General features: G+C 71.6%; 15 protein-coding genes and 7 pseudogenes. 4 read left to right on the top strand and 18 right to left on the bottom strand.

The window, feature by feature from the left end; all coding sequences use genetic code 11:
• Window positions 1–61: 61 nt before the first annotated feature.
• The 7 genes and pseudogenes from ACZ8AI_RS10515 to ACZ8AI_RS10485 form a co-directional block, all read right to left on the bottom strand.
• A pseudogene (locus ACZ8AI_RS10515) lies at window positions 62–436 on the bottom strand (PH-like domain-containing protein); the annotation flags it as partial.
• A gap of 68 nt (window positions 437–504) precedes the next feature.
• Window positions 505–1864, bottom strand: a pseudogene (locus ACZ8AI_RS10510) (dihydroorotase).
• Complete coding sequence (locus tag ACZ8AI_RS10505) at window positions 1861–2841, bottom strand: aspartate carbamoyltransferase catalytic subunit (protein WP_464858245.1); 981 nt, start codon at window positions 2839–2841, stop codon at window positions 1861–1863. Before ACZ8AI_RS10505 ends, ACZ8AI_RS10510 begins: the two are co-directional and overlap by 4 nt.
• Window positions 2838–3419, bottom strand: a complete 582-nt coding sequence (pyrR, locus tag ACZ8AI_RS10500) for a bifunctional pyr operon transcriptional regulator/uracil phosphoribosyltransferase PyrR (protein WP_464858244.1) — start codon at window positions 3417–3419, stop codon at window positions 2838–2840. The genes ACZ8AI_RS10505 and pyrR overlap by 4 nt, the downstream gene beginning before the upstream one ends.
• A 57-nt stretch (window positions 3420–3476) precedes the next feature.
• Window positions 3477–3701 (bottom strand): transcription antitermination protein NusB, encoded by a 225-nt coding sequence (locus ACZ8AI_RS10495; RefSeq protein ID WP_464858243.1) that lies wholly within the window; start codon window positions 3699–3701, stop codon window positions 3477–3479.
• Window positions 3702–3978: 277 nt separating this feature from the next.
• Window positions 3979–4543, bottom strand: a pseudogene (efp, locus tag ACZ8AI_RS10490) (elongation factor P).
• Window positions 4544–4630: 87 nt separating this feature from the next.
• Window positions 4631–6322 (bottom strand): ABC1 kinase family protein, encoded by a 1692-nt coding sequence (locus ACZ8AI_RS10485; RefSeq protein WP_464858242.1) that lies wholly within the window; start codon window positions 6320–6322, stop codon window positions 4631–4633.
• A gap of 122 nt (window positions 6323–6444) precedes the next feature.
• Between ACZ8AI_RS10485 and ACZ8AI_RS10480 the strand changes: the two genes are divergently transcribed.
• Both ACZ8AI_RS10480 and ACZ8AI_RS10475 read left to right on the top strand, forming a co-directional pair.
• The gene (locus ACZ8AI_RS10480) at window positions 6445–6684 is read left to right on the top strand and encodes a hypothetical protein (RefSeq protein ID WP_464858241.1); all 240 of its coding nucleotides are present in this window, start codon (window positions 6445–6447) and stop codon (window positions 6682–6684) included.
• Window positions 6685–6747: 63 nt separating this feature from the next.
• Window positions 6748–6927 (top strand): hypothetical protein, encoded by a 180-nt coding sequence (locus ACZ8AI_RS10475; protein ID WP_464858239.1) that lies wholly within the window; start codon window positions 6748–6750, stop codon window positions 6925–6927.
• A 7-nt stretch (window positions 6928–6934) separates the two neighbouring features.
• Here the strand turns inward: ACZ8AI_RS10475 and aroB are convergent, their stop codons facing one another.
• The 9 genes and pseudogenes from aroB to ACZ8AI_RS10430 form a co-directional block, all read right to left on the bottom strand.
• Entirely contained in the window at window positions 6935–8017 is a 1083-nt protein-coding gene (aroB, locus tag ACZ8AI_RS10470) for a 3-dehydroquinate synthase (RefSeq protein WP_464858487.1), read from the bottom strand.
• Between the two features lie 20 nt (window positions 8018–8037).
• Window positions 8038–8574 (bottom strand): shikimate kinase, encoded by a 537-nt coding sequence (locus tag ACZ8AI_RS10465; RefSeq protein WP_464858238.1) that lies wholly within the window; start codon window positions 8572–8574, stop codon window positions 8038–8040.
• Window positions 8571–9791 (bottom strand): annotated as a pseudogene (gene aroC / locus ACZ8AI_RS10460) (chorismate synthase). Before aroC ends, ACZ8AI_RS10465 begins: the two are co-directional and overlap by 4 nt.
• Complete coding sequence (locus ACZ8AI_RS10455; protein ID WP_464858485.1) at window positions 9776–11344, bottom strand: endolytic transglycosylase MltG; 1569 nt, start codon at window positions 11342–11344, stop codon at window positions 9776–9778. Before ACZ8AI_RS10455 ends, aroC begins: the two are co-directional and overlap by 16 nt.
• 156 nt (window positions 11345–11500) lie before the next feature.
• Window positions 11501–11950 (bottom strand): annotated as a pseudogene (gene ruvX, locus ACZ8AI_RS10450) (Holliday junction resolvase RuvX); the annotation flags it as partial.
• A gap of 8 nt (window positions 11951–11958) precedes the next feature.
• Window positions 11959–14617: pseudogene (gene alaS, locus ACZ8AI_RS10445) on the bottom strand (alanine--tRNA ligase).
• A 58-nt stretch (window positions 14618–14675) separates the two neighbouring features.
• Window positions 14676–14858, bottom strand: a complete 183-nt coding sequence (locus ACZ8AI_RS10440) for a hypothetical protein (RefSeq protein WP_071291760.1) — start codon at window positions 14856–14858, stop codon at window positions 14676–14678.
• A 129-nt stretch (window positions 14859–14987) separates the two neighbouring features.
• Window positions 14988–15617, bottom strand: coding sequence for a 30S ribosomal protein S4 (gene rpsD / locus ACZ8AI_RS10435; RefSeq protein ID WP_022905490.1), 630 nt, complete (start codon window positions 15615–15617; stop codon window positions 14988–14990).
• A 237-nt stretch (window positions 15618–15854) separates the two neighbouring features.
• Window positions 15855–17233, bottom strand: a pseudogene (locus tag ACZ8AI_RS10430) (replication-associated recombination protein A).
• Window positions 17234–17495: 262 nt separating this feature from the next.
• On the opposite strand from ACZ8AI_RS10430, the gene ACZ8AI_RS10425 reads away from it, so the two are divergent.
• The gene (locus tag ACZ8AI_RS10425) at window positions 17496–18173 is read left to right on the top strand and encodes a peptidylprolyl isomerase (RefSeq protein WP_464858235.1); all 678 of its coding nucleotides are present in this window, start codon (window positions 17496–17498) and stop codon (window positions 18171–18173) included.
• A 113-nt stretch (window positions 18174–18286) separates the two neighbouring features.
• Window positions 18287–19519: a DUF349 domain-containing protein gene (locus ACZ8AI_RS10420; RefSeq protein ID WP_175477471.1), complete on the top strand. Its 1233-nt coding sequence runs from the start codon at window positions 18287–18289 to the stop codon at window positions 19517–19519.
• 122 nt (window positions 19520–19641) lie between these two features.
• Here ACZ8AI_RS10420 and ACZ8AI_RS10415 read toward each other — a convergent pair whose 3' ends face one another.
• Complete coding sequence (locus ACZ8AI_RS10415) at window positions 19642–21096, bottom strand: bifunctional riboflavin kinase/FAD synthetase (protein ID WP_464858234.1); 1455 nt, start codon at window positions 21094–21096, stop codon at window positions 19642–19644.
• A gap of 45 nt (window positions 21097–21141) precedes the next feature.
• Window positions 21142–22455 carry a tRNA pseudouridine(55) synthase TruB gene (gene truB, locus ACZ8AI_RS10410; RefSeq protein WP_464858233.1) on the bottom strand — a complete coding sequence of 438 codons (1314 nt, stop codon included), beginning with the start codon at window positions 22453–22455 and terminating at the stop codon, window positions 21142–21144.
• Window positions 22456–22478: the final 23 nt, after the last annotated feature.

The following is a 22478-nucleotide window of genomic DNA, read 5'->3' as shown; positions in this document are numbered from 1 at the left end:
GTGCTTCGTCGACAGTCCCTGCAGGGCAACGAGGCGCTGCTGCGTCGCCCTCCGGGAACCGGAAGTAGGTGTCGAGGTCCGTCGCACCTGCGGCGCCGGTCGCCGTCCATCGCAGACGGACCAGTCCCCCGGGCTCGACCACGCGGTCGATCGCCCACGTGGCGCGGTCGGCGCCGCGGAGGGCGTCGGCTGCGATCCACCGGTCGGGGGTGCCGGCGTGGTGCAGGACCACGCCGGTGTCGTGGACGGTCACGCCGCCGCGGCCCCGGAAGCCGAGACCGCCCGCCGTGATCCGCTCGAGGGGCTGGTCGGCGCGGGTCGTCGCGACGGTGAACCCGTCCCACGACCCGGCCGCCGGACCGAGGGTGGTCGGCACGGGGCCGGGAGGCACAGCTTCCGCCTGCTTCCTGGCCCGCGTCCGCCAGGTGCGCACCATGGCGACGAAGAGCAGGGCGACGAGGGCGAGGATCATCCCGCCTTCGAGCCAGCGCAGGCCGTCACCGCTCATGCCGTCGCCGCCGTCCGGACCGCGCGAGCGTGCGCGGCGACCGTCTCGGCGTCGACGACCTGACCGTCGAGCACCGTGGCGGAGCCGGTGGTGGGACGTCGCCACGACGCGGCCGGGGAGCCGCATGCCGAGGTACGGGGAGTTCTGCGACTGCCCCGCCAGGTCGGTGACCGCGAACTCGCGGACGGCCGACGGGTCGTAGAGCGTGATCTCGGCCGGCGCGCCCTCGGCGATCCGCTGGCCGTGTCCGTCGACCTGCCCGATCCGGGCCGGCGCCTCGGACAGCACCCGGGCGATGTCCGCCCAGTCGAGTCGGCCGTCCTCGACCACGGCGGCCTGCACGACGCTGAGCGCCGACTCGAGGCCGACCATGCCGTTCGCCGCGGCCGGCCACTCGCAGCACTTCGCCTCGGCGGTGTGCGGGGCGTGGTCGGTCGCGACGATGTCGATCGTGCCGTCGGCCAGGGCACCCCGGAGTGCGTCGACGTCCTCGCGGGAACGCAGCGGCGGGTTCACCTTGTACCGCGCGTCGTAGCCCGCGGCGCCGTCGTGGCCGGCGATGAGGTCCTCGGTGAGGATCAGGTGGTGCGGGGTGACCTCGGCCGTGACGTCGATGCCGCGGGACTTCGCCCAGCGGATCACCTCGACGCTGCCGGCCGTCGAGACGTGGCAGACGTGCAGCCGTGCGCCGACGTGGTCGGCGAGCAGGACGTCGCGGGCGATGATCGCCTCTTCCGCGACGGCCGGCCAGCCGGCGAGCCCGAGCTCCGACGACAGCCGGCCCTCGTTCATCTGGGCGCCGATCGTCAGGCGCGGCTCCTGCGCGTGCTGCGCGAGCACCCCGCCGAAGCCCTTGATGTACTCGAGCGCCCGGCGCATCAGGAGCGGGTCCGCCACGCACGACCCGTCGTCCGAGAAGACCCGGACCTTCGCGCGGGACGTCGCCATCGCCCCGATCTCGGACAGGTGCGTGCCCTGCAACCCCTGCGACACCGCGCCGATCGGGCGGACCGTCACGTAGCCGGCGTCGTCACCGAGCGCCTGCACCTGCTCGACCACACCGGCGGTGTCCGCGACCGGGCTCGAGTTCGCCATCGCGTTGACCGCGGTGAAGCCGCCGGCGGCCGCGGCACGCGAGCCGGTGAGCACCGTCTCGGATTCCTCGTGACCGGGCTCGCGCAGGTGGGTGTGGAGGTCCACGAGGCCGGGGAGGGCGATGAGCCCGTCCGCGTCGACGACCGTGGCGCCGGCCGTGTCGAGACCGGACCCGACCGCGGAGACGCGTCGTCCCTCCAGGCGGATGTCGGCACGCGAGCCGTCGACCAGCTGCGCGCCGCGGATGAGGTGGGCGGTCATGCGACGGTCTCCTTCGGTGGTGCTGCGGTGGTGCTCGTCTCGCTGCCGGTCAGTGCCAGGTAGAGGACCGCCATCCGGACCGAGACGCCGTTCTCGACCTGCTCGACGACCGTCGAGCGGGGGTCGTCGGCGGCGACGCCGGCGATCTCGAGCCCGCGGTTCATCGGGCCCGGGTGCATGATCAGGGTCCGTTCCGACAGTCGGGCGAATCGGCTCGCGGTGAGGCCCCAGTGACGGGTGTACTCGCGCGGGTTCGGGAAGAACGCGTCGTTCATCCGCTCCTGCTGGATGCGCAGGGTCATCACGACGTCCGGGTCCTCGGCCAGCGCGACGTCGAGGTCGTGGTGCACGGCGGCACCGAACGGCGTGGTCGTCGCGGGCAGCAGCGTGGGCGGTGCCGCGAACGTGACGCTCGCGCCGAGCGTGCGGAGGAGCCAGGCGTTGCTGCGGGCGACCCGGCTGTGCAGCACGTCGCCGACGATCAGCACGCGGACGCCGTCGAGCGCCCGCCCACGGCTGGCGGAGCCGTGCAGGCGGCGGCGCATCGTGAACGCGTCGAGCAGCGCCTGGGTGGGGTGCTCGTGCGTGCCGTCGCCGGCGTTCACCACGGGCACGTCGATCCAGTCGGCGTCTGCGAGGACCCGCGGGGCTCCGGACGCGCCGTGCCGCAGCACGATGCCGTCGATGCCCATCGCGCCGAGGGTCTGCACGGTGTCCTTGAGCGATTCGCCCTTCGAGACGCTGGAGCCCTTGGCGGCGAAGTTGAGGACGTCGGCCGACAGGCGCTTCGCGGCGGCCTCGAACGAGATGCGAGTCCGGGTGGAGTCCTCGAAGAAGAGGTTCACGACGGTCTTGCCGCGGAGGGCCGGGAGCTTCCGGACCTCACGCGTGTTGACCTCGGCCATCTCCTCGGCGACGTCGAGGATGTGGATCGCCTCGGCGCGGGAGAGGTCGGCGGTGGAGAGCAGGTGCTTCATTCGCTTGCCCCGTCCCCGGCCCGCTCCGGCACCTCGGGCTGCTCGATCAGCACGACGTCGGCACCGTCGGTCTCGGTCAGGCGCAGCGTGACCCGCTCGTCGGAGGCCGTGGGCAGGTTCTTGCCGACGTGGTCGGCGCGGATCGGGAGCTCGCGGTGGCCGCGGTCGACGAGGACGGCGAGCCGGACCGCACGCGGCCGACCGATGCCCTGCAGCGCGTCGAGCGCTGCACGGACCGTCCGGCCGGAGTACAGCACGTCGTCGACGAGCACGACGACCTTGCCGTCGATGCCGCTCGCCGGGATCGTCGTGCGCTGCGGCGCCCGGCCGATGCCGTGGCCGAGGTCGTCGCGGTGCATCGTGACGTCGAGCGTGCCGACGCGGGAGCTGCCGGCGGTCCACTCGGGTTCGATGTCCGCCAGGATGCGGTCGAGCCGCTCGGCCAGGACGGCACCCCGTGTCGGGATGCCCAGGAGCACCAGGTCCGAGGCGCCGTGGTTGGCCTCGAGGATCTCGTGCGCGATGCGTGTCAGAGCACGCGTGATGTCGGAGTGCTGCAGGACCGTTCTGGTACCCACGCCGACCTCCTTCCCCGCCTCACCGGACGGACTTAAAGGATGCTGACGTGGTCAACCCTACCGGGACTCCTGGTCCCCTGCGACCGTCCGACCGGACGGTGCGTGGTCGCCGTGGTCGTCCTTCTCGCCCGGGCCGCGGCCACCGGCGACCGCGCCGAGCACGCCGTTGACGAACCCGGCGGACTCCTCCGTCGACAGGGACTGGGCGAGCTCGACGGCCTCGGCGATCGCGACGGCGTCGGGGACCTCCGGGTTGAACCGGAGCTCCCGGCAGACACCCATGCGGAGGATGCACCGGTCGAGCACGAGGCATACGGGCGATGGACCAGCCCTGCGCGTGCTCCACGATGACCTTGTCGATCTCGTGACGGTCGTCGTCCACGCCCGTGACGATCTGCCGCGCGTAGTCCCAGCTGGAGGCGCGCTCCGGCTGGTCCAGGTGGCGGACCGTCTCGGTGGCGAGGACGTCCGAGATCGGGAAGCTCCCGCACCTCGGCGACGTACAGCATGTCGAGGGCGCGCTTGCGGGCCTTCGAACGAGCACTCATACGGTCAGCGCCTAGGAGTTGACGCGGCCGAGGAAGTTGCCGTCGCGCGTGTCGATCTTCACCAGCGGTGTCGGTCTCGAGGTACAGCGGCACCTGGATCTGGTAGCCGGTCGCCTTGATCGTGGCCGGCTTCGTGCCACCCGACGAGCGGTCGCCCTGCAGGCCCGGCTCGGTCTCGATCTCGGTGGTGATCGAGGTCGGGAGCTCGATGTAGAGCGGGGTGCCCTCGTTGATCGCGATGGTCACCATCGCGGACTCGAGGAGGAAGTTCTTCGCGTCGCCGACGACCGTCGCGGGGACCGGGATCTGGTCGTAGGTGTCGGTGTCCATGAACACGTACGAGTCGCCGTCCTCGTAGAGGTACTGGTAGTCGCGGCGGTCCACGGTCGCGGTCTCGATCTTCGCACCCGCGTTGAAGGTGCGGTCGACGACCTTGCCCGACACGACGTTCTTGAGCTTGGTGCGCACGAACGCGCCGCCCTTGCCCGGCTTGACGTGCTGGAACTCGACGACCGACCAGAGCTGCCCGTCGATGATGAGAACGGCGCCGTTCTTGATGTCAGTGGTACTGGCCATGAGTCTTCGGTGTCCCGTTCGGTCGTGTGTTGTGAAGGTCTTGGGGCCGCTCGGGCCCGCGGACGAGTGTAGCGGACAGGGCCGGGGTCACTCCCGCTTCCGGGCGACCGCGGCGTCGATCGCCGCCCAGGCGAGCAGCACCACCGCCGCGCCACCGAGCAGCCCCCCGGCGACGCCGGTCGAGAGCACCGCGGTCGGACGCGCCGGCAGCGCCAGGTACACGATCGACAGCACGCCGGCGCCGGCGCCGAGCAGCACCAGCAGCACGCGGCGGATGACGCCGTTCAGGGTCCGGCGGTCACGCCGGTCGGAGAACAGCCGGATGTTCACGGACAGCTTGCCGGTCTCGATCGCCTCCCCGATCCGGTCCACCCGGCGTGGCAGGCGGCGCGCGGCCGACACCGCGCCGAACAGCTCGCGGACGGCGACGTCGCGGATCCGCCCCGGTCGCAGCTGGTCGCGGATCTGCTCGCCGGCGAGCGAGCGGGACTCCTCGAGCAGGTCGAACGACGGCGTGAGGGTGCGGAGGGTCCCCTCGAAGATCGCGAGGGCACGGGCAGCCGCCACGAAGTCCGGCGGTGGCTTCAGGCGGTAGCGGCCGAACACCTCGACGGCGTCGTCCACGGTCTCCACCCCGATGCGGGCACCGGGACCGAGCTCGTCGGCGACGAACCGGGCGATGGCGCGTCGGAAGTCCGGTTCGTCCTCGGCGTCGCGCACCGGCGCCATCCGGAGCACGGCGTCGGCGATGGCCTCGGTGTCGTCCTGGATGTACGCGGCCAGGAGCTGCTGCACCGTGTCCCGCAGGCCGGGGTCGAGCCGCCCGACGGAGCCGAAGTCGATGAGCGCCGGCCGGCCGTCGGGCAGCAGCAGGACGTTCCCGGGGTGCATGTCCGCGTGGTAGACCCCGTCGAAGACGACCTGCCGCAGGAACACGCGGAGGATCGCCCGCATCGGGGCGTCGAGGTCACGGTCGGACCGCTCGGCCCGGATCGCGCTGAGCGTGTCCCCCTCGAGGAACTCCATCACGAGCACGCGCCGCCCGGAGAGCTCCGGGTACGGGTCCGGGAAGCGCACCTCGTCCGGCCGTGCGCTCCGGGCCTGCGCCGCACGGAGCGCGGTGAGGTTCCGCAGCTCGGAGGTGAAGTCCACCTGGCGGATCAGGTCGTCGGCGTACTGCGCCGCGACGTCCTGCACGCCGACCTGCCGAGCCTCGGTCGAGAGCCGCGCCATGAAGCGGACCACCCGGAGCGCGATGTCGACGTCCCGCCGCACGGCCGTGTCGATGCCCGGCCGCTGGACCTTCACGGCGACGCTCGTGCCGTCGGTCAGCCGGGCGCGGTGCACCTGGGCGATGGACGCGGCCGCGACGGGCACGGGGTCGAACGCCGAGAAGACCTGCTCGACCGGCGCACCGAGTTCCCGTTCGAGGAGCGCCGCCACTTCGTCCGGGTCGGCCGGCGTCACGCTCCGCTGCAGGTGCGCGAGTCCCTCGGTCCACTCCTCCGGCAGCAGGTCGTCGCGGGTCGAGAGCAGCTGGCCCATCTTCACGAAGCCGCCGCCGGCCTCCTCGAGCGCGCGGCGCAGGTGGTCGGCCTGCCGGGTGCGGAGCGCGGACTTGTCGGGGTCGTGCGAGAAGTCGAGGCGACGGAACGGCAGGAGCTCGTGACGGCGGGCGATCGCGAGGAGCTCGGCGAACCGTCGTCCGCGGGACCGGAGGGTTCCGGTCTCGACGTCGGGGGCGCTGCCGAGGTCGCTCAGGCGGGGCGGGGTGGGCACGGGTTCAGTCTGCTCCCCCGGCCTGCGTGGTCCGCTCCTCCACAGCCTGGAGGCACGGCTCGGTCTCCACAGGTCGGCCCGCGTCCCCCTCCACGTCGAGCCCAGTGCCGCAGGCTGCCGTCATGGAGACAGCACTCATTGGGGCGGTCATCGCCGCCGGCGCGGCGATCGCGGCCGCCGTCGTCAGCCTGATCGGTGCACACCGGGTACGACGAGCCGCCGACCGCGACCATGCGTGGGAGCGCTTCACCTGGGCCGTCTCCCAACCGGACCACGATCCGGTACACGACATTTCGATCGCTGTGCTGCGCGGCCTCCGCCGACGTAGCGTGGTGGTCGAAGACGGACCGGCGGCTCGCTGACCGCGCACTCCGGCGGCGTACCGCGCGGCCGTCCCCCAGACCGACGACGAAGGACTGCGACTGATGCCGATCTTCAAGCCACTGCCCGACGCGTTCGATCCGGAGTGCGACTCCGACGAGTACTGGGCATGGGAGAACGGCGCGACGCTCGCCGAGTTCCACGAGTGGAAGCGCACCGACGTGCTGACCGTCTCGATGCGGGTGAAGTGGTGGTGGCGGCGCACCCGACGGGTGCTGCGCTGACGACCCGCTAGACGCCGACCTCCTGGTAGGCGGTGAAGAGCAGGTGGTCCTCGGGGCCCTCGAGCGTGACCGGCTTGCCGACCCCGTCGAGGATGATGAACCGCAGTATGCCGGCACGCGCCTTCTTGTCACGGCGCATGGTCGCCAGGAGCCCCTCCCACCGGCCGACCCCGTACGTCGTCGGGAGCTCGAGCGACTCGAGGATCGAGCGGTGCCGGTCCACCGTGGCGTCGTCCAGGTGCCCGGTCAGGCGCGCGAGCTCGGCGGCGAACACCATGCCGACCGACACCGCCGCACCGTGCCGCCACTGGTAGCGCTCCGCGTGCTCGATCGCGTGCCCGAGGGTGTGCCCGTAGTTCAGGACCTCGCGCCGGCCCTGCTCGGTGAAGTCGTCCGAGACGACCTCGGCCTTGAGCTGGATCGCGAGCTCGACGACCCGGCGGAACTCCGGCGTGGTGGGGTCGGTGACCCGTGCGACATCGGCCTCGACGATGTCGAGGATCTCGGGCACGGCGATGAACCCGGCCTTCACGATCTCGGCGAAGCCGGTCAGGATCTCGTTCCGCGGCAGGGTGCGCACGAGGTCGAGGTCCGCCACGACGGCGCGGGGCGGGTAGAAGGCACCGACGAGGTTCTTCCCCTCGTTCGTGTTGATCCCGGTCTTGCCGCCGACGCTCGCGTCCACCATGCCGAGCACGCTCGTCGGGATCGCCACGTACGGCACACCCCGCAGCCACGTCGCGGCGACGAAGCCGGCGAGGTCGGTCACGGCACCGCCACCCAGGCCGATGACGGCGTCGGTGCGGGTGAAGTCCGACTGGCCCATGATCTGCCAGCAGAACGCGGCGACCTCGACACGCTTGGCGCCCTCGGCGTCGGGGACCTCGGCGATGAGCGCGTCGAGCCCCGCGTCGACGAGCAGGTCGCGCAGACCGTTCGCCCGCGCACCGAGCGTCGGCGCGTGCACGATGAGGACCTTGGCGACGCGGGGTCCGAGCAGCGCCGGCACGGAACCGAGCAGGTCGTTGCCGACCGCCACCACGTAGCCGTCGTCACCGCCGACCCGGATCTCGGTGGTGCCCTCCGGCAGGATCGACTCGGCGGACTCGCTCACGGGGTTCCTTCGTTCGTGGTGGCGTCGGCGCGCAGCCACGCGACGACGTCGTCGACGACGTGGGACATCGGCCGACGAGAGGTGTCGAAGACGGCGTGCGCGAGTTCGGCGTAGGTCGCCGCGCGCTCGTCGAGGATGGTCTGCCAGGCGTCGATGCCGCCGTTCGCGAGCAGCGGTCGGTCGCTGCCGGCGATCCGGTCGGCGACGGCCTCGGGCGAGACCGTGAGCAGGACGACCCGGGCACCGGCCATGGCGTCCCGCGTGGCGGCGTGCGTGACCGCACCGCCGCCGACGGCGATCACCCCGCCGGTCGCCAGGGCCGCGCGGACGGCCTCGGCCTCGAGCGCACGGAACGCCGGTTCGCCCCGGTCGGCGAAGATCCCCGGGATCGGCCCGTGCTCGCGGGCGATCACCCGGTCGGTGTCCGTGAACGGCACGCCGAGCGCCTTGGCGACGCGCTTGCCGACGCTCGACTTGCCGGCCCCCATCGGCCCGATGACGACGACGGGAGCCGCGGACGCGGTGGTGCTCACCGGGCGGTGGAGTGCTCGGCGGCCTCGGTGCGACGGCTGCGGAGCGTCTCCGGGATCGACGCCAGGTAGGCGTCGAGGTTCCGCTTCGTCTCGACGACGTTGTCCCCGCCGAACTTCTCGAGCACGGCGTCGGCGAGCACGAGCGCGACCATGGCCTCGGCCACGACACCCGCGGCGGGCACGGCGCAGACGTCGGAGCGCTGGTGGTGCGCCGACGCGTCCTCGCCGGTGGTGACGTCGATGGTGTGCAGCGCGTGCGGGACGGTGGCGATCGGCTTCATGCCGGCGCGGACGCGCAGCACGGTACCGGTCGACATGCCGCCCTCGGTGCCGCCGGCACGGTCGGTCGTCCGGACGATCTCGCCGTCCTCGCGGTAGAGCTCGTCGTGCGCCTCGGACCCGCGGCGGGCAGCGGTCGCGGAAGCCGTCGCCGACCTCGACGCCCTTGATCGCCTGGATGCCCATGATCGCGGCCGCGAGTCGGGCGTCGAGTCGACGGTCCCACTGCACGTGCGAGCCGAGGCCCGGCGGGACGCCGTAGAACAGCACCTCGACGACACCGCCCAGGGTGTCGCCGTCCTTCTTCGCGGCCTCGACCTCGGTCACCATGCGGGCGGAGGTCTCGGCGTCGAAGCAGCGCAGCTGGTCCTCGTCGAGGCGGTCGACGTCGTCCGGCAGCGGCAGCGCGGTGCCGTCGGGCACGCGGACGGTGCCGACCTGCAGGGTGTGCGCCACGGAGCGGATGCCGAGCTCCGCCAGGAACGACTTCGCGACGGCGCCGAGCGCGACCCGGGCAGCGGTCTCGCGAGCGGAGGCGCGCTCGAGGATCGGACGGGCCTCGTCGAAGCCGTACTTCTGCATGCCGACCAGGTCGGCGTGACCCGGACGGGGCCGGGTCAGTGGGGCGCTGCGACCGCGGGAGAGCTCGGTCTGCTCGACGGGCTCGGGGTTCATGACCTCGACCCACTTCGGCCACTCGGTGTTGCCGATGCGGATCGCGATCGGGCTGCCGAGGAGTACCCGTGCCGGACACCGCCGGACACGTGCAGCTCGTCCTGCTCGAACTTCATGCGGGACCCACGGCCGTAGCCGAGCTTGCGACGCGCGAGGTCGGTACGGATGGACTCGAACGACACCGGGACGCCCGCGGGCAGTCCCTCGAGCATCGCGATCAGTTCGGGTCCGTGGGACTCACCAGCGGTCAACCAACGAAGCATGGTCCCCATCCTCCCACAGCGCACACCCGTGCGACGCGGCCCGCGACTACTGGTAGTCGGGGTGCGCGCGGAGCCAGGCCTGGAACTGCTTCACCGCCACGAGGTGCTGGGCGTAGGTGTCCGAGAACACCGTCTCCCCGGTCTCGAGGTTCACCGTCACGAAGTACTCCCAGTTGCCCGTGGCCATCTTCGTCACCGCGTTGATGGCGAGGTCGCCCGGGTTCGAGATCGGCGCCGGCGGCAGCCCGTCGTGCACGTAGGTGTTGTACCGGTTGCCCGCGTCGGCACGCTCGGCGTCGGTGGTGGTCACCGTGTGCGTGTTCCCGGTGCCGTAGGCCACCGTGGCGTCGGACTGGCAGCTTCATGCCCTTGTCGAGCCGGTTCTGGAACACCCGGGCGACCTTCGGGTAGTCGGCGGCGAGGCCGGCTTCCTTCTGCACGAGGGACGCGAAGACGATCACGTGCTCCTGGTCGGCCTCGGCGACGCCCGCCGCGGCGAGGTGCTCCTTCATGGTGTCGACCATCGACTTGAAGTACTGCGTGGCCGTCCACCCCGGGTTGATCGGGTACGTGGCCGGGAAGAGCCAGCCCTCGAGCGTGGTGACGTTCGCCGGCAGGCCGTAGGCGGCGAGGTCCTTCGCGGCCGCGGCGACGTCGGCTTCCGACAGGCCCGCCTTCGAGACCATGCCGGCCTCGACGTCCTGCAGCGCGGTGCCCTCGGGGATGACGATCGACGCCTGCACGCGGTTCTTCGTGTCCTGCAGCGCGGCGAGGGCCGTCTTCGAGCTCATCTTCTTCTTGAGCGCGTACGAACCCGGCTGGAACTGGACGTCCGGCGCCGCGAGCAGCAGCTTGTAGAACACCTTCGAGGACTTCACGACGCCACTGCGCTGCAGCGTCTTCGCGACGTCCTCGCCGATGTCGCCCTGCTTGATCGTGATCGTCACCTTGCTGGTGCCGCTGCCCGAGTAGTCGTCGGGTTCCTTGCTCCCGCTGACCGCGGCGATGACCTGCTGGATCTTGGGCGCCGCGAACGCGTACGCCGACACCCCTCCGGCGAGCACGACCGCCACGATGACGATGCCCGCGATGAGGGCCGCGACGTCGCTTCCGACGCGGACCACGCGGCTCGCGTGGCGCCCTGGAGGCTCCCCGCGTCCACCGCGACCGCCGCGTCCGTCGTCTCCCGTGCCTCCAGGCCCGTCGTCGCCCTGGGCCGGACCGCCCGCGCCCGCCGATGCGGATGCGCGGTCGGTGTCGTCGAGGTGTACCTCGCCGGTCAGGAGCGCGTGGACCTCGGGGTGCAGTTCCGCCGCGCTCCGCGCGACGGGTGCGTCGGCCGGCGAGGCCGGGCGGTCGGCCGTGCCGGCCGCCTCGGCTGCACGCGCCGTCTCGGAGGCGCGAGCCGCTGCGTCGGCGCGCTCGGCCTCCGCCGACCGGCGCTCCGCGTCGGCCGCTCGAGCGGCCTCGGCAGCGCGGGCTTCACGCCGGGACAGGTGCCGCGTGGGCTCCGCACTCGCGCTGGTGGGGGTCGACCGCGTCGCCGCGCTCATCGGGGGTGGCCGCACGGCCGGAAGGGGTCTTCCGCCGCTCGGCGTCGTTGCCGGGCGCGATGATCGCGTTCCAGTCCAGGTCGTCTGCCAACGGTCCTCGGTCTCTCGGTCGGGAACTCCGCCTGGGCATCGTCGTCTCGGTCGACGGCAGGGAGCCCGGTTCAGGGGAGCGTGGCCCCCGGTGGGGCACTGGACGCCACGCTCGTGGTCGAGCGCTTGTTGCAGAATGATAACAGCGGCCGCTTGGTCGATCACGGCGCGGGACTTCTTCGTGTTCCGGCCGGCCTGGTGCAGCCCCCGCTGGGCGGTCACCGTCGACAGGCGTTCGTCCACCAGGCGCACGGGTCGGTGCTCGGCGAGCCGGGCTGCGAACTCCCGGGCATCGGCGGTGGACGGGGTGTCCCCGCCCGACATCGACAGCGGGAGCCCGACGACGATCTCGAGGACGTCGTACTCGTCCGCGAGCTCGGCGATCCGGCGCACGTCGGTCGCGTCGTCGCGCGCGACGGTCTCCACCGGCGTCGCGAGGAGTCCGTCGCGGTCGCACACCGCGACCCCGATCCGGGCGCGACCGACGTCGACGCCGAGTCGCCGCCCGGAACGGATCGCCACGGTCAGGCCGCGAGCCGGTCGGTCACCGCACGCAGCGCAGCCGGCAGCGCGGACGCGTCCGTGCCACCGCCCTGCGCGAGGTCCGGCTTGCCGCCGCCACCACCACCGAGCACGCCGGCGGCCTCCTTCGCGAGCGGGCCCGCCTGGACCCCGGCCGCGCGGGCGGCGTCGTTGGTGGCGACGATGACGACGGGCTTGTCGTTGATGACGGCGCCCAGCACGACGACGGCGGCACCGTCACCGAGCTGGCTGCGGACGCCCGTCGCGAGCGCGCGGAGGTCGTCGCCGGACTGCAGGCCCTGCACCGACTCCGCCACCACGGTCGTGGCGCCGACGGTCGTCGCCTGGCGTGCGAGCGACGGCACGCGCTGCTGCAGGTTCGCGGACTCGAACTCGGCGATCCGCTTCTGCGCGCCCGCAGGTCCTCCATCAGGGACTGCACGCGCGTCGGAAGGTCCTCGCGCGGGGCCTTGAGCGCGCTCGAGAGCTGCGACACGATGGTCCGCTCGACGGCGAGGTCGCGGAAGCCCTCGAGTCCGACGAGGGCCTCGACGCGGCGGTTCGTCGAACCGACGCTCGACTCCCCCCACCAGGTTGACGAGCCCGACCTGGGCGCTCGAGGCGACGTGCGTGCCACCGCAGAGCTCGCGGGACCACGGGCCACCGATGTCGACCATGCGGACCTCGGAGCCGTACTTCTCACCGAAGAGCGCCTGCGCACCGAGGGACTTGGCCTCGTCGAGCGGGAGGACCCGGGTCGAGACCTCGAGGTCGGAGCGGATCGCGTTGTTCACCACTTCCTCGATCTCGGAGCGCGTCGCGAGCGAGACCGGCTGCGACCACGAGAAGTCGAGGCGCATGTAGCCGGACTTGTTGTACGAGCCGGCCTGCAGCGCCTCCGGCCCGAGGATGTCGCGGAGCGCGGCGTTCACCAGGTGCGTCGCGGAGTGGGCCTGGGTCGCGCACGCGGCGGTACTCGGAGTCGACCACGGTCGTCGCCGGCGCACCGACCCCGACCTCGCCCGACCGGACCTGCACGGTGTGGCTCCAGAGCCCGGCGACCGGGCGCTGCACGTCGAGCACCTCGAGGTCGAAGCCGTTGCCCACGATGGAGCCCTGGTCGGCGTCCTGCCCACCGGACTCGGCGTACAGGGAGGTCTCACCGAGGATGACCTCGGCGATGTCACCCGCGACCGCACGGTCGACGCTGACGCCGCCGACGATGATGCCGAGGACGTTCGTCTCCGCCTCGAGCGCGTCGTAGCCGAGGAAGACCGTCTCGCCCTTCGCCCGGAAGGCGCTGTAGACGCTGAGGTCGGCGAGGGCGGTCTTCTTGCTCTTCGCGTCCGCCTTCGCCCGCGCGCGCTGCTCGGACATCAGGGTCTCGAAGGCGGAGCGGTCGACGTGGACGCCGGCTTCTTCCGCCATCTCCATCGTCAGGTCGATCGGGAACCCGAACGTGTCGTGGAGCAGGAACGCCGTGTCGCCGCCGATCGAGGGCGCACCGTCCTGCTTGGCACGCTCGACCGCGACGTCGAGGATCGTGGTGCCCTGCGCCAGCGTGCGGAGGAAGGTCTCCTCTTCCGCGTAGGCGATGCGCGAGATCCGGTCGTAGTCGGAGCCGACCTCGGGGTAGGCGTCCCGCATGGCGTCGCGCGACGCGGGGAAGAGCTCCGGGAAGGTCGCCCCCTCGACGCCGAGCAGGCGCATCGCGCGGACCGTGCGACGGAGCAGCCGGCGGAGGATGTAGCCGCGGCCCTCGTTCGACGGGCTGACCCCGTCGGCGATGAGCATGAGCGCGGACCGGACGTGGTCGGCGATGACGCGCATGCGGACGTCGTCCTCGTGCACCGCGCCGTAGCGACGACCGGAGATCTCCGCCGCGCGGTCGAGGACCGGACGGACCTGGTCGATCTCGTACATGTTGTCGACGCCCTGCTTGATGAACGCGACGCGCTCGAGGCCCATGCCGGTGTCGATGTTCTTGTTCGGCAGCTCGCCGGTGATCTCGAAGTCGTACTTCGACCGCACGTCGGCGATCTGGTACTGCATGAAGACGAGGTTCCAGATCTCGACGTAGCGGTCGTCGTCGGTGGCCGGGCCGCCGTCGATGCCGTACTCGGGGCCACGGTCGAAGAAGATCTCCGAGCAGGGGCCCGCCGGACCGGGCTGCCCGGTCGACCAGTAGTTGGTGTCCTTGCCGAGCCGCTGGATGCGCTCCTCGGGCAGGGACGAGTGCTGCTTCCAGAACGCGATCGCCTCGTCGTCCTCTTCGTAGACCGTCACCCAGAGGTCGTCCGGCGAGAAGCCGAGACCGCCGTCGGACTCGGGCTGCGTCAGGAACTCCCAGGCGTACTGGATCGCCTGCTCCTTGAAGTAGTCGCCGAACGAGAAGTTGCCGTTCATCTGGAAGAACGTGCCGTGCCGCGGAGTCTTGCCGACCTCTTCGATGTCGTTCGTGCGGATGCACTTCTGCACGCTGGTGGCACGCGGGTACGGCGACGGGACGAGCCCGGTCAGGTACGGGATGAACGGCACCATGCCGGCCACCGTGAACAGGAGCGACGGGTCGTCCGACACGAGCGAGGCGGACGGGACGACGGTGTGGCCGCGGTCACCGAAGAACTGGAGCCAACGGCGGCGGATCTCTGCGGTCTGCATGGTGCTTCCTGATTCAGGTTCGGCGGGGAGTGCCAGGACGGCGGCGGGGTGCGCGACGTCAGGCGTCGGTGCGGAGTTCGGCCTCGCGGGAGCGGTAGCCGTCGGCGACGGCACCCGTGAAGGCCTTCGTGCGGGCGTCGACGTCGGCGAAGAAGCGTGCGCCGCCGGGGGTGTTCGCGACCCGGTGCGCGACGGCGAACCCGATGACGACGCCGACGACGACGAAGAACAGCTGCTTCACGGTGCCTCTCCCTCTGCACGCGCGAGCGGTGCGTGCCCAGACGATCTTACTGATGGAGCCGGCCGGGAACGCCGAACGGCGGGCCGTCCTGTGGAGAGGACGACCCGCCGTTCGGGTGTGATCAGGAGATCAGCGAGCTGCGTAGTACTCGACGACGAGCTGCACTTCACAGGTCACGGGGACCTCGGCGCGCTTCGGACGACGGGCCAGGCGAGCCTGGAGCTTGTCGATCTCGACCTCGAGGTAGCCCGGGACCTTCGGGAGGACTTCCTGGTGGCCACCGGCAGCGGCGACCTGGAAGGGCTCGAGCGACTCGGAGCGCTGCTTCACGTGGATGAGCTGGCCCTCCTTGACGCGGAAGGAGGGGCGGTCGACGAGCTTGCCGTCGACGAGGATGTGGCGGTGCACGATCAGCTGACGGGCCTGCGCGGTCGTGCGGGCGAAGCCGGCACGGAGCACGAGGGCGTCGAGGCGCTGCTCGAGGAGCTCGACCAGGTTCTCACCGGTCAGGCCCTTCGTCTTGCGGGCCTCTTCGAAGACGATGCGGAGCTGCTTCTCGCGAATGCCGTACTGGGCGCGCAGACGCTGCTTCTCACGGAGACGGACGGCGTAGTCGCTGTCCGCGCGACGGCGGGTGCGGCCGTGCTCACCGGGGCCGTAGGGGCGCTTCTCGAGGTAACGGGCCGCCTTCGGCGTCAGCGGGATGCCGAGCGCGCGGGACAGGCGGGTCTTGCTGCGGGTGCGTGACTTGGTAGACACAGGGTCCTTTTCTCTGTACTGAACTGAACTGATCGTCGGTCACCGCACGCGCACGAGCGGTCGAACCCGACGAAGGGATCCAGAGGGATGAGCCTGTGGGATCGGACGGCTACAGTCCGAACCTCTGTCCCCGTGCCACTGCTGTGGCACTGTGTCCTCGACGCAGCCGCACGCGAGGACCAGGACGTAGGCCCGTCAACGATAGCAGCATCCGGACGCCGGGAGAACCCGCCTGCGCTACTCGCCGCGGGTGATCTTCCGGAGCCGTTCGAGGCGCGGGCCCACCTCGCGCTCGTAGCCGTTGGCGGTCGGCGTGTAGTACTCGGTGCCCTCGAGTGCGTCCGGCAGGTACTGCTGTTCGGCGACCCCGTGCTCGGCGTCGTGCGAGTACACGTACCCCTTGCCGTGGCCGAGCCGCTTCGCACCGGGGTAGTGGGCGTCGCGGAGGTGCATCGGGACGACCCCGAGTCGGCCGGCCTTCACGTCGGCGACCGCGGCGTTCACCCCGTTGTACGCGGCGTTCGACTTCGGCGCGGTCGCCAGGTAGACCACTGCCTCGGCCAGCGGGATCCGACCCTCGGGCATGCCGATGAGCTGCACCGCCTGCGCCGCGGCGACCGCGATCGGCAGCGCCTGCGGATCGGCCATGCCGATGTCCTCTGACGCGGAGATGATGATGCGGCGCGCGATGAACCGGGGGTCCTCGCCCGCTTCGATCATGCGTGCCAGGTAGTGGAGCGCCGCGTCGACGTCGCTCCCCCGCACGGACTTGATGAACGCACTGATGACGTCGTAGTGCTCGTCGCCCTGCCGGTCGTAGCGGAGCAGCGCACGGTCGACGGCAGCCGCGACGGTGTCGGCGTCGATCACCGGGACCGTCTCGACGCCGTCGAGCGCGTCGCCCTCGTCGTCGGGGTCCTGCGCGGCGACCGCGGAGGACGCAGCCGCCTCGAGCGCGGTGAGGGCGCGGCGGGCGTCACCGGAGGACAGCCGGATGATCGCACTGCGGGCTTCGTCCCCGAGGACGACCGACCCGCCGAGGCCACGAGGGTCCTCCACCGCGCGGTCGACGAGCATGCCGAGGTCCTCGTCGGTGAGGGGCTTCAGCGTGAGGAGCAGGGAGCGGGACAGCAGGGGGGGGAGATGACCGAGAACGAGGGGTTCTCGGTGGTGGCCGCGATGAGGATGACCCACCCGTTCTCGACCCCGGGCAGCAGGGCGTCCTGCTGCGCCTTGCTGAACCGGTGGATCTCGTCGAGGAACAGCACGGTCGTGGCGCCGTAGAGGTCGCGGTGCGTCAGGGCCTTCTCCATCACCTCGCGCACGTCCTTGACGCCGGCGGTGACCGCCGAGAGCTCGACGAACTCGCGCCCGGACTGGCGGGCGATCGCCTGCGCGAGCGTGGTCTTGCCGGTGCCGGGCGGACCCCAGAGGATCACGGAGACGCCGCCGGGGTTCTCGCGCGTGCCGGTCGCGAGCTGCACGAGCGGACTGCCGCGGCCCAGCAGGTGCTGCTGCCCGGCGACCTCGTCGAGGCTGGTGGGGCGCATCCGGACCGCGAGCGGGACGGAACCCTGCGCGAGTCCGGCGTGACCGCCCGTCGTGGGCGCACGCATGCCCGAACGGTCCGCTGCCATGCACCCAATCGTAGGCGGCCCCACCGACAGGGGCGCGCCTCCAGGCAGGTGGAAGGGTCGGTTCCGCTACGCTCGTCGCACACTCGACGAGAGGTCAGAAGAGCACCGTGGCACCGAAGAACCAGGCGCGTGACAGCAAGGAGCGCGTGAGCGCCTCCGCCTCTACGAGGCGCGACAGGGCCTCCACGACCGTCAGCGGCGCCGGCGCCTGCGGGACAACCTCGTCGCACCGGCGGTCCTCGTGCTCGTCGCCGCCCTGGCGACCGGATCCCAGATCGCGTTCGCCGGTTCGCAGGACGGCGGGAAGGCCGACGCCAGCGCGACCGCCACGCCCACGCCGACCCCGTCGGCCAGTGCCACCGCCGCGAACACCGGCGATGTCCCGAGCAAGTCGATCGCGAAGGACTCCACCTGGACCGGGTCGCTGACCCTGAACAAGGACGTGCGGCTCGGCATCGAGCTCGACGGGAAGAAGGCCCCGCAGGCCACGAGCGTCGAGGTCAAGCTCATCCAGGACCAGTTCTACAACGGCACCACGTGCCACCGGCTCGCCGACAGCAAGGGCTTCGCCTTCCTGCAGTGCGGTTCGGCGAACGGCGACGGCACCGGGGACGCCGGCTTCGAGTACGGCCCGCTCGAGAACGTCCCGAGCGACGGGGTCTACGAGAAGGGCACCCTCGCGATCGCCCGCGGCGCCACGGCGTACTCGCAGAGCACGCAGTTCTTCATCGTCTTCGGCGACACGACGCTGGACGGGTCGACCGGCGGCTACACCGTGGTGGGCAAGGTCACGAGCGGCCTCGACGACCTCGTCTCGGAGATCACCTCGAAGGGCGTCTCGTCGGCCGGCGACGACGGCAGCGGGACGCCGAAGGTCGCGACGAAGATCACCGGCGCGACGATCGAACGCGAGAAGTAGTCCACAGGCGCGCCGTCCCGGCCAGTCGCAGACGCCGTCCGTGCAATAGGCTGACGATCTGACCGTGCCGACGGCGACGTCGGTGATGCACGACCACGATCGAGGCGAGACCTGTGGGACCTGACGAAGCAACGACCTGGGGCCGGGTCGACGAGAACGGGACGGTGTACGTCCGGTACGAGGACACCGAGAAAGCCGTCGGTGAGTACCCGGACGCGACGCCCGAAGAAGCGCTCGCCTACTTCTCGCGGAAGTACGCCGACCTCGAGGGGCAGGTGAAGATCGCCGAGCAGCGCGTCCAGCGCGGTGCCTCGGCGAACGACGTCGCCCGGACGGTCGAGCACTTGCAGGCCCTGGTGGCCGAAGCCCGCGTCGTCGGCGACCTCAAGGCGCTCGAGACCCGCGTCGGCGCGCTGACGGAGCAGCTCGGCTCGCTCACCAAGGAGCAGGCGGAGCAGGCCCAGCAGGCCCTCGCCGACGCCCTCGCGCACCGCACCGCCCTGGTCGAGGAAGCCGAGGCGCTGGCCGCCGTCGACCCCGCTCGGGCGCAGTGGAAGCAGATCACCGCGCAGCTCGACGACGTCTTCGCGCGGTGGCAGCAGCACCAGCACGACGGCCCGCGCATCCCCAAGAACGAGGCCAACGAGCTCTGGAAGCGCTTCCGCGCCGCCCGCTCGACGGTCGACCAGCACCGTCGTGCGTTCTACTCCGAGCTCGACGCCCAGCACCGCGACGCCCGGAACCGCAAGCAGGAGCTCGTGCAGCAGGCCGAGGCCCTCGCGCCGCGCGGCGCGGACGCGATCGGTGCGTACCGCGACCTGCTGGACGACTGGAAGGCTGCGGGTCGTGCCGGCAAGCGGCACGACGACGCGCTCTGGGCCCGCTTCAAGGCGGCCGGTGACGTGCTGTTCGAGCAGCGACACGCCGAGGTCGCCGCCGAGAACGAGGAGTACTCCGAGAACCTCGTCGCGAAGCAGGCGCTCCTGACCGAGGCCGAACCGCTCCTGAAGGCGACCGACCGGGTGGCGGCACGCCGGACCCTCACGGGCATCCAGCGCCGCTGGGACGAGATCGGCAAGGTCCCCCGCGCGGACGTCCGTCGCGTCGAGGACCGGCTCCGTGCCGTCGAGGACCACGTGCGCAGCCTCGAGGACCAGCACTGGAAGGCATCCGACCCGGAGCGCAAGGCCCGGCAGAACGGCCTCGCGAGCCAGCTGGAGGACGCCATCGGCAAGCTCGAGGCCGAGCTCGCGCAGGCCCAGGCGTCCGGCGACGCGCGCAAGATCAAGGACGCCCAGGAAGCGCTGGACGCACGCAAGATCTGGCTCGACGCGCTCGGCGGCTGACACACTCGGCACACCACGACGGAGCCCCCGCGACCTTCTGGTCACGGGGGCTCCGTGGTGTGCGGCGTCGCCGCGCAGCGAGATCGCGCGGCGTCAGACCGGCGCCGCGCGCGAGCGCGGCGTCAGACCGGCGCAGGCAGCCCCAGCAGCAGCCGGATGTCGAGGTCGTCCTGCCGCATCTGCTCGGCGAGTTCGTCCATCGACGAGAACTTCACCATGCCGCGCACGTACGAGACGAAGAGCACGGAGATCGTCTCCCCGTAGAGGTCGATGTCGACGTCGAGCAGGTGCGCTTCGATCTGCTTCGCGGGCACGCCCTCGAACGTCGGGTTGTTGCCGACCGACACCGCCGCCGGGTACACCGTGCCGTCGTGCAGGACCCGCGCCGCGTACACGCCGTCGGCGGGCACGAAGCCCTCGCACGCCGGGTCGAGGTTCGCGGTCGGGTACCCCATCGCACGGCCGCGCTGGTTGCCGTGCACCACGACGCTCCGCACCGCGTGCTCGCGGCCGAGCAGTCGTGCGGCCTCGGCCACGCGGCCGTCGCCGAGGAGCTCACGGATCCACGTCGAGGAGACCCGACGTTCACCGTCCGGCCGAACGTCGTCCACCAGGTCGACGTCGTCGATGAGCTCGACCGTGAAGCCCAGCTGCTCGCCGAGCTCGCGGAGGAGCGCGACGTCGCCTGCGCCCTTCGCGCCGAAGCGGAAGTCACTGCCGACGAACACGAGCCGGGCGTGCAGGGTGTCCACCAGGATCTCGGACACGAAGGCCTCTGGCGCCTTCGACTGCAGGTCCTGGTCGAACCGGAGCAGCAGCGTCGCGTCGACCCCGACCTCGTCGAGGAGCTCCCGTCGCTGCGCGGCGCTGGTCAGCGCCGGGGGGACCTTGACGGGGTCGATGACGTTCAGCGGGTGCCGGTCGAAGGTGACGACGGTGGAGACCAGTCCGTTCTCCTGCGCCGCACGCTCGAGGTGCGCGATGACCGCACGGTGCCCGACGTGGACCCCGTCGAACTTGCCGATCGTGACCGCGCTCGGCCCGAAGCCCCCCCCCCCCCCCCCCCCCCCCCCCCCCCCCCCCCCTGGGCCACGTCCTCGATGTCGTCGTAGTACTGCACGTCGCTCCCCTACTCGCCGGCCGACACGGCGGTCGCGGGCGAGGCCTCGGTGTCGTCGGCGGCGCGGTGGTGCTTGCGGAGCCACCAGAGCCCGGCGGCCGGCAGCACGAGCGGCGCCGAACGCGTAGCCCAGCCCGTAGTACGACCAGATGGTGTCATCGGGGAACAGGGCCCGGTCGAAGAGCGAGAGCGTCCCGATGACGAGCACGCCGGTCATCTCGAAGACGATGGTGACGCAGGCGACCCGGTACCAGAAGCGACCCGGCACGATGAGCGCGATCATGGCGACGATGTAGACGACCGCGGCGACGGCGCTCAGCGTGTAGGCGAAGGGCGCGAAGTCGAACTTCTCGATGATCTGGACGACGCTCCGACCGGTCGCCGCCAATGCCAGGACGCCGTACACGGCGATGAGGACTCGGCCGATGCCGGTCGCGAGTGAGGATCTGGTCGCCATTGCACCGATTCTACCGACGCCGTGGGTGCACGAGGACGCAGCGCGTCAGTTCAGCGCGAACCAGATCTGGTACATCCGGTAGACCATCACGGCGACGGTGAACGCGCCGGCGCCGAGGACGACCGTGCTCCACTTCGTCCGGTCGATGAGCGCCCAGACGATGGTCGCCGGCGGCACGAGCAGCACCGACACCGCGTACACGCCGAACTCGAGCGCGTTCCCCTTCGGCGGGCTGCCGACGGCGGGGAGCACGAGCGAGATGACGCCCTGTGCGAGGAGCAGGAGTTCGACCAGGACGAGTGACCCGACGGTGTAGTCGTTCGGCTTCCACCCGATGAACCCGACGACCACGGCGAAGAGGCCCGCGACCACCGCGATCACGAGCTGCACCCACATGAACCACTCGATCACGCGTTCGCTCCTGGTCCGGTCGACGTCGTCCGGGAAGTTGGTGATGACGCGGAGCAGTCCGCGCCGGACGGAGACGAGACCGACGAGCCGGTCGCCGTCCGTGGCGACGGCGGCCACGGGTCCGTCGGTGTCGGGGTGCTCGGCGGCGACGCGCTTGCCGTCGGAGAGGTCCTTGGCGGCCGCGGCGTCGAGCGGGACCGCCGGGAACAGCCGCCGGGCGACGTCGGCCGGCCGCTGGAGCGCGGCGCGGACGTCGACGTCGTCGTCCTCGAGGTCGACGGCGTCCTCGACCGCGAACGGCCCGACGTGGGTCCGACGGAGCGCGGTGAGGTGGGCGCCGGTGCCGAGTGCGGCGCCGACGTCACGGGCGAGGGCACGGACGTACGTGCCCGACGAGCAGGTGACCACCACGTCGAGGTCGACCACGGCGACGTCCGCACCGTCCACGGTGACGACCCGGTCGCCCCGGCCGGTCACGTCGAACTGCGACACCGTGACGGTGCGCGACTTGAGGACGACGTCCTCGCCCTTCCGCGCGAGGTCGTACGCCCGTCGGCCGTCCACCTTGATCGCGCTCACCGTCGACGGGACCTGGGCGATCTCACCGCGCTGCGCGGCGACCGCGGTCTCGACCGCGGCGTCCGACACGTCGGCCGAGGCCGTCCCGAGGGCTGCCGTCGGGGATCCGTCGGCATCGTCGGAGTCGGTGGCGACGCCCAGTCGGATCGTCGCCGTGTAGGTCTTGCCGAGGCCCACGAGGTGCGTCAGGAGCCGGGTCGACGGGCCGATGCCGAGGAGCAGCAGACCGGTCGCCATGGGGTCGAGCGTGCCGGCGTGACCGACCTTCTTCAGGCCCAGGCGACGACGGGCGATCGAGACCACCCGGTGGCTGGAGATCCCCTGCGGTTTGTCGACGAGGAGGATGCCGTCGGGAGCGGTTTCGAGCACCGTAGGAGATTACCAGCGGCGCC

The organism is Curtobacterium sp. AC273 (assembly GCF_979253735.1).
The sequence above is the reverse complement of the archived record's forward strand: the minus strand, read 5'-3'. Positions and strand labels throughout refer to the sequence as shown.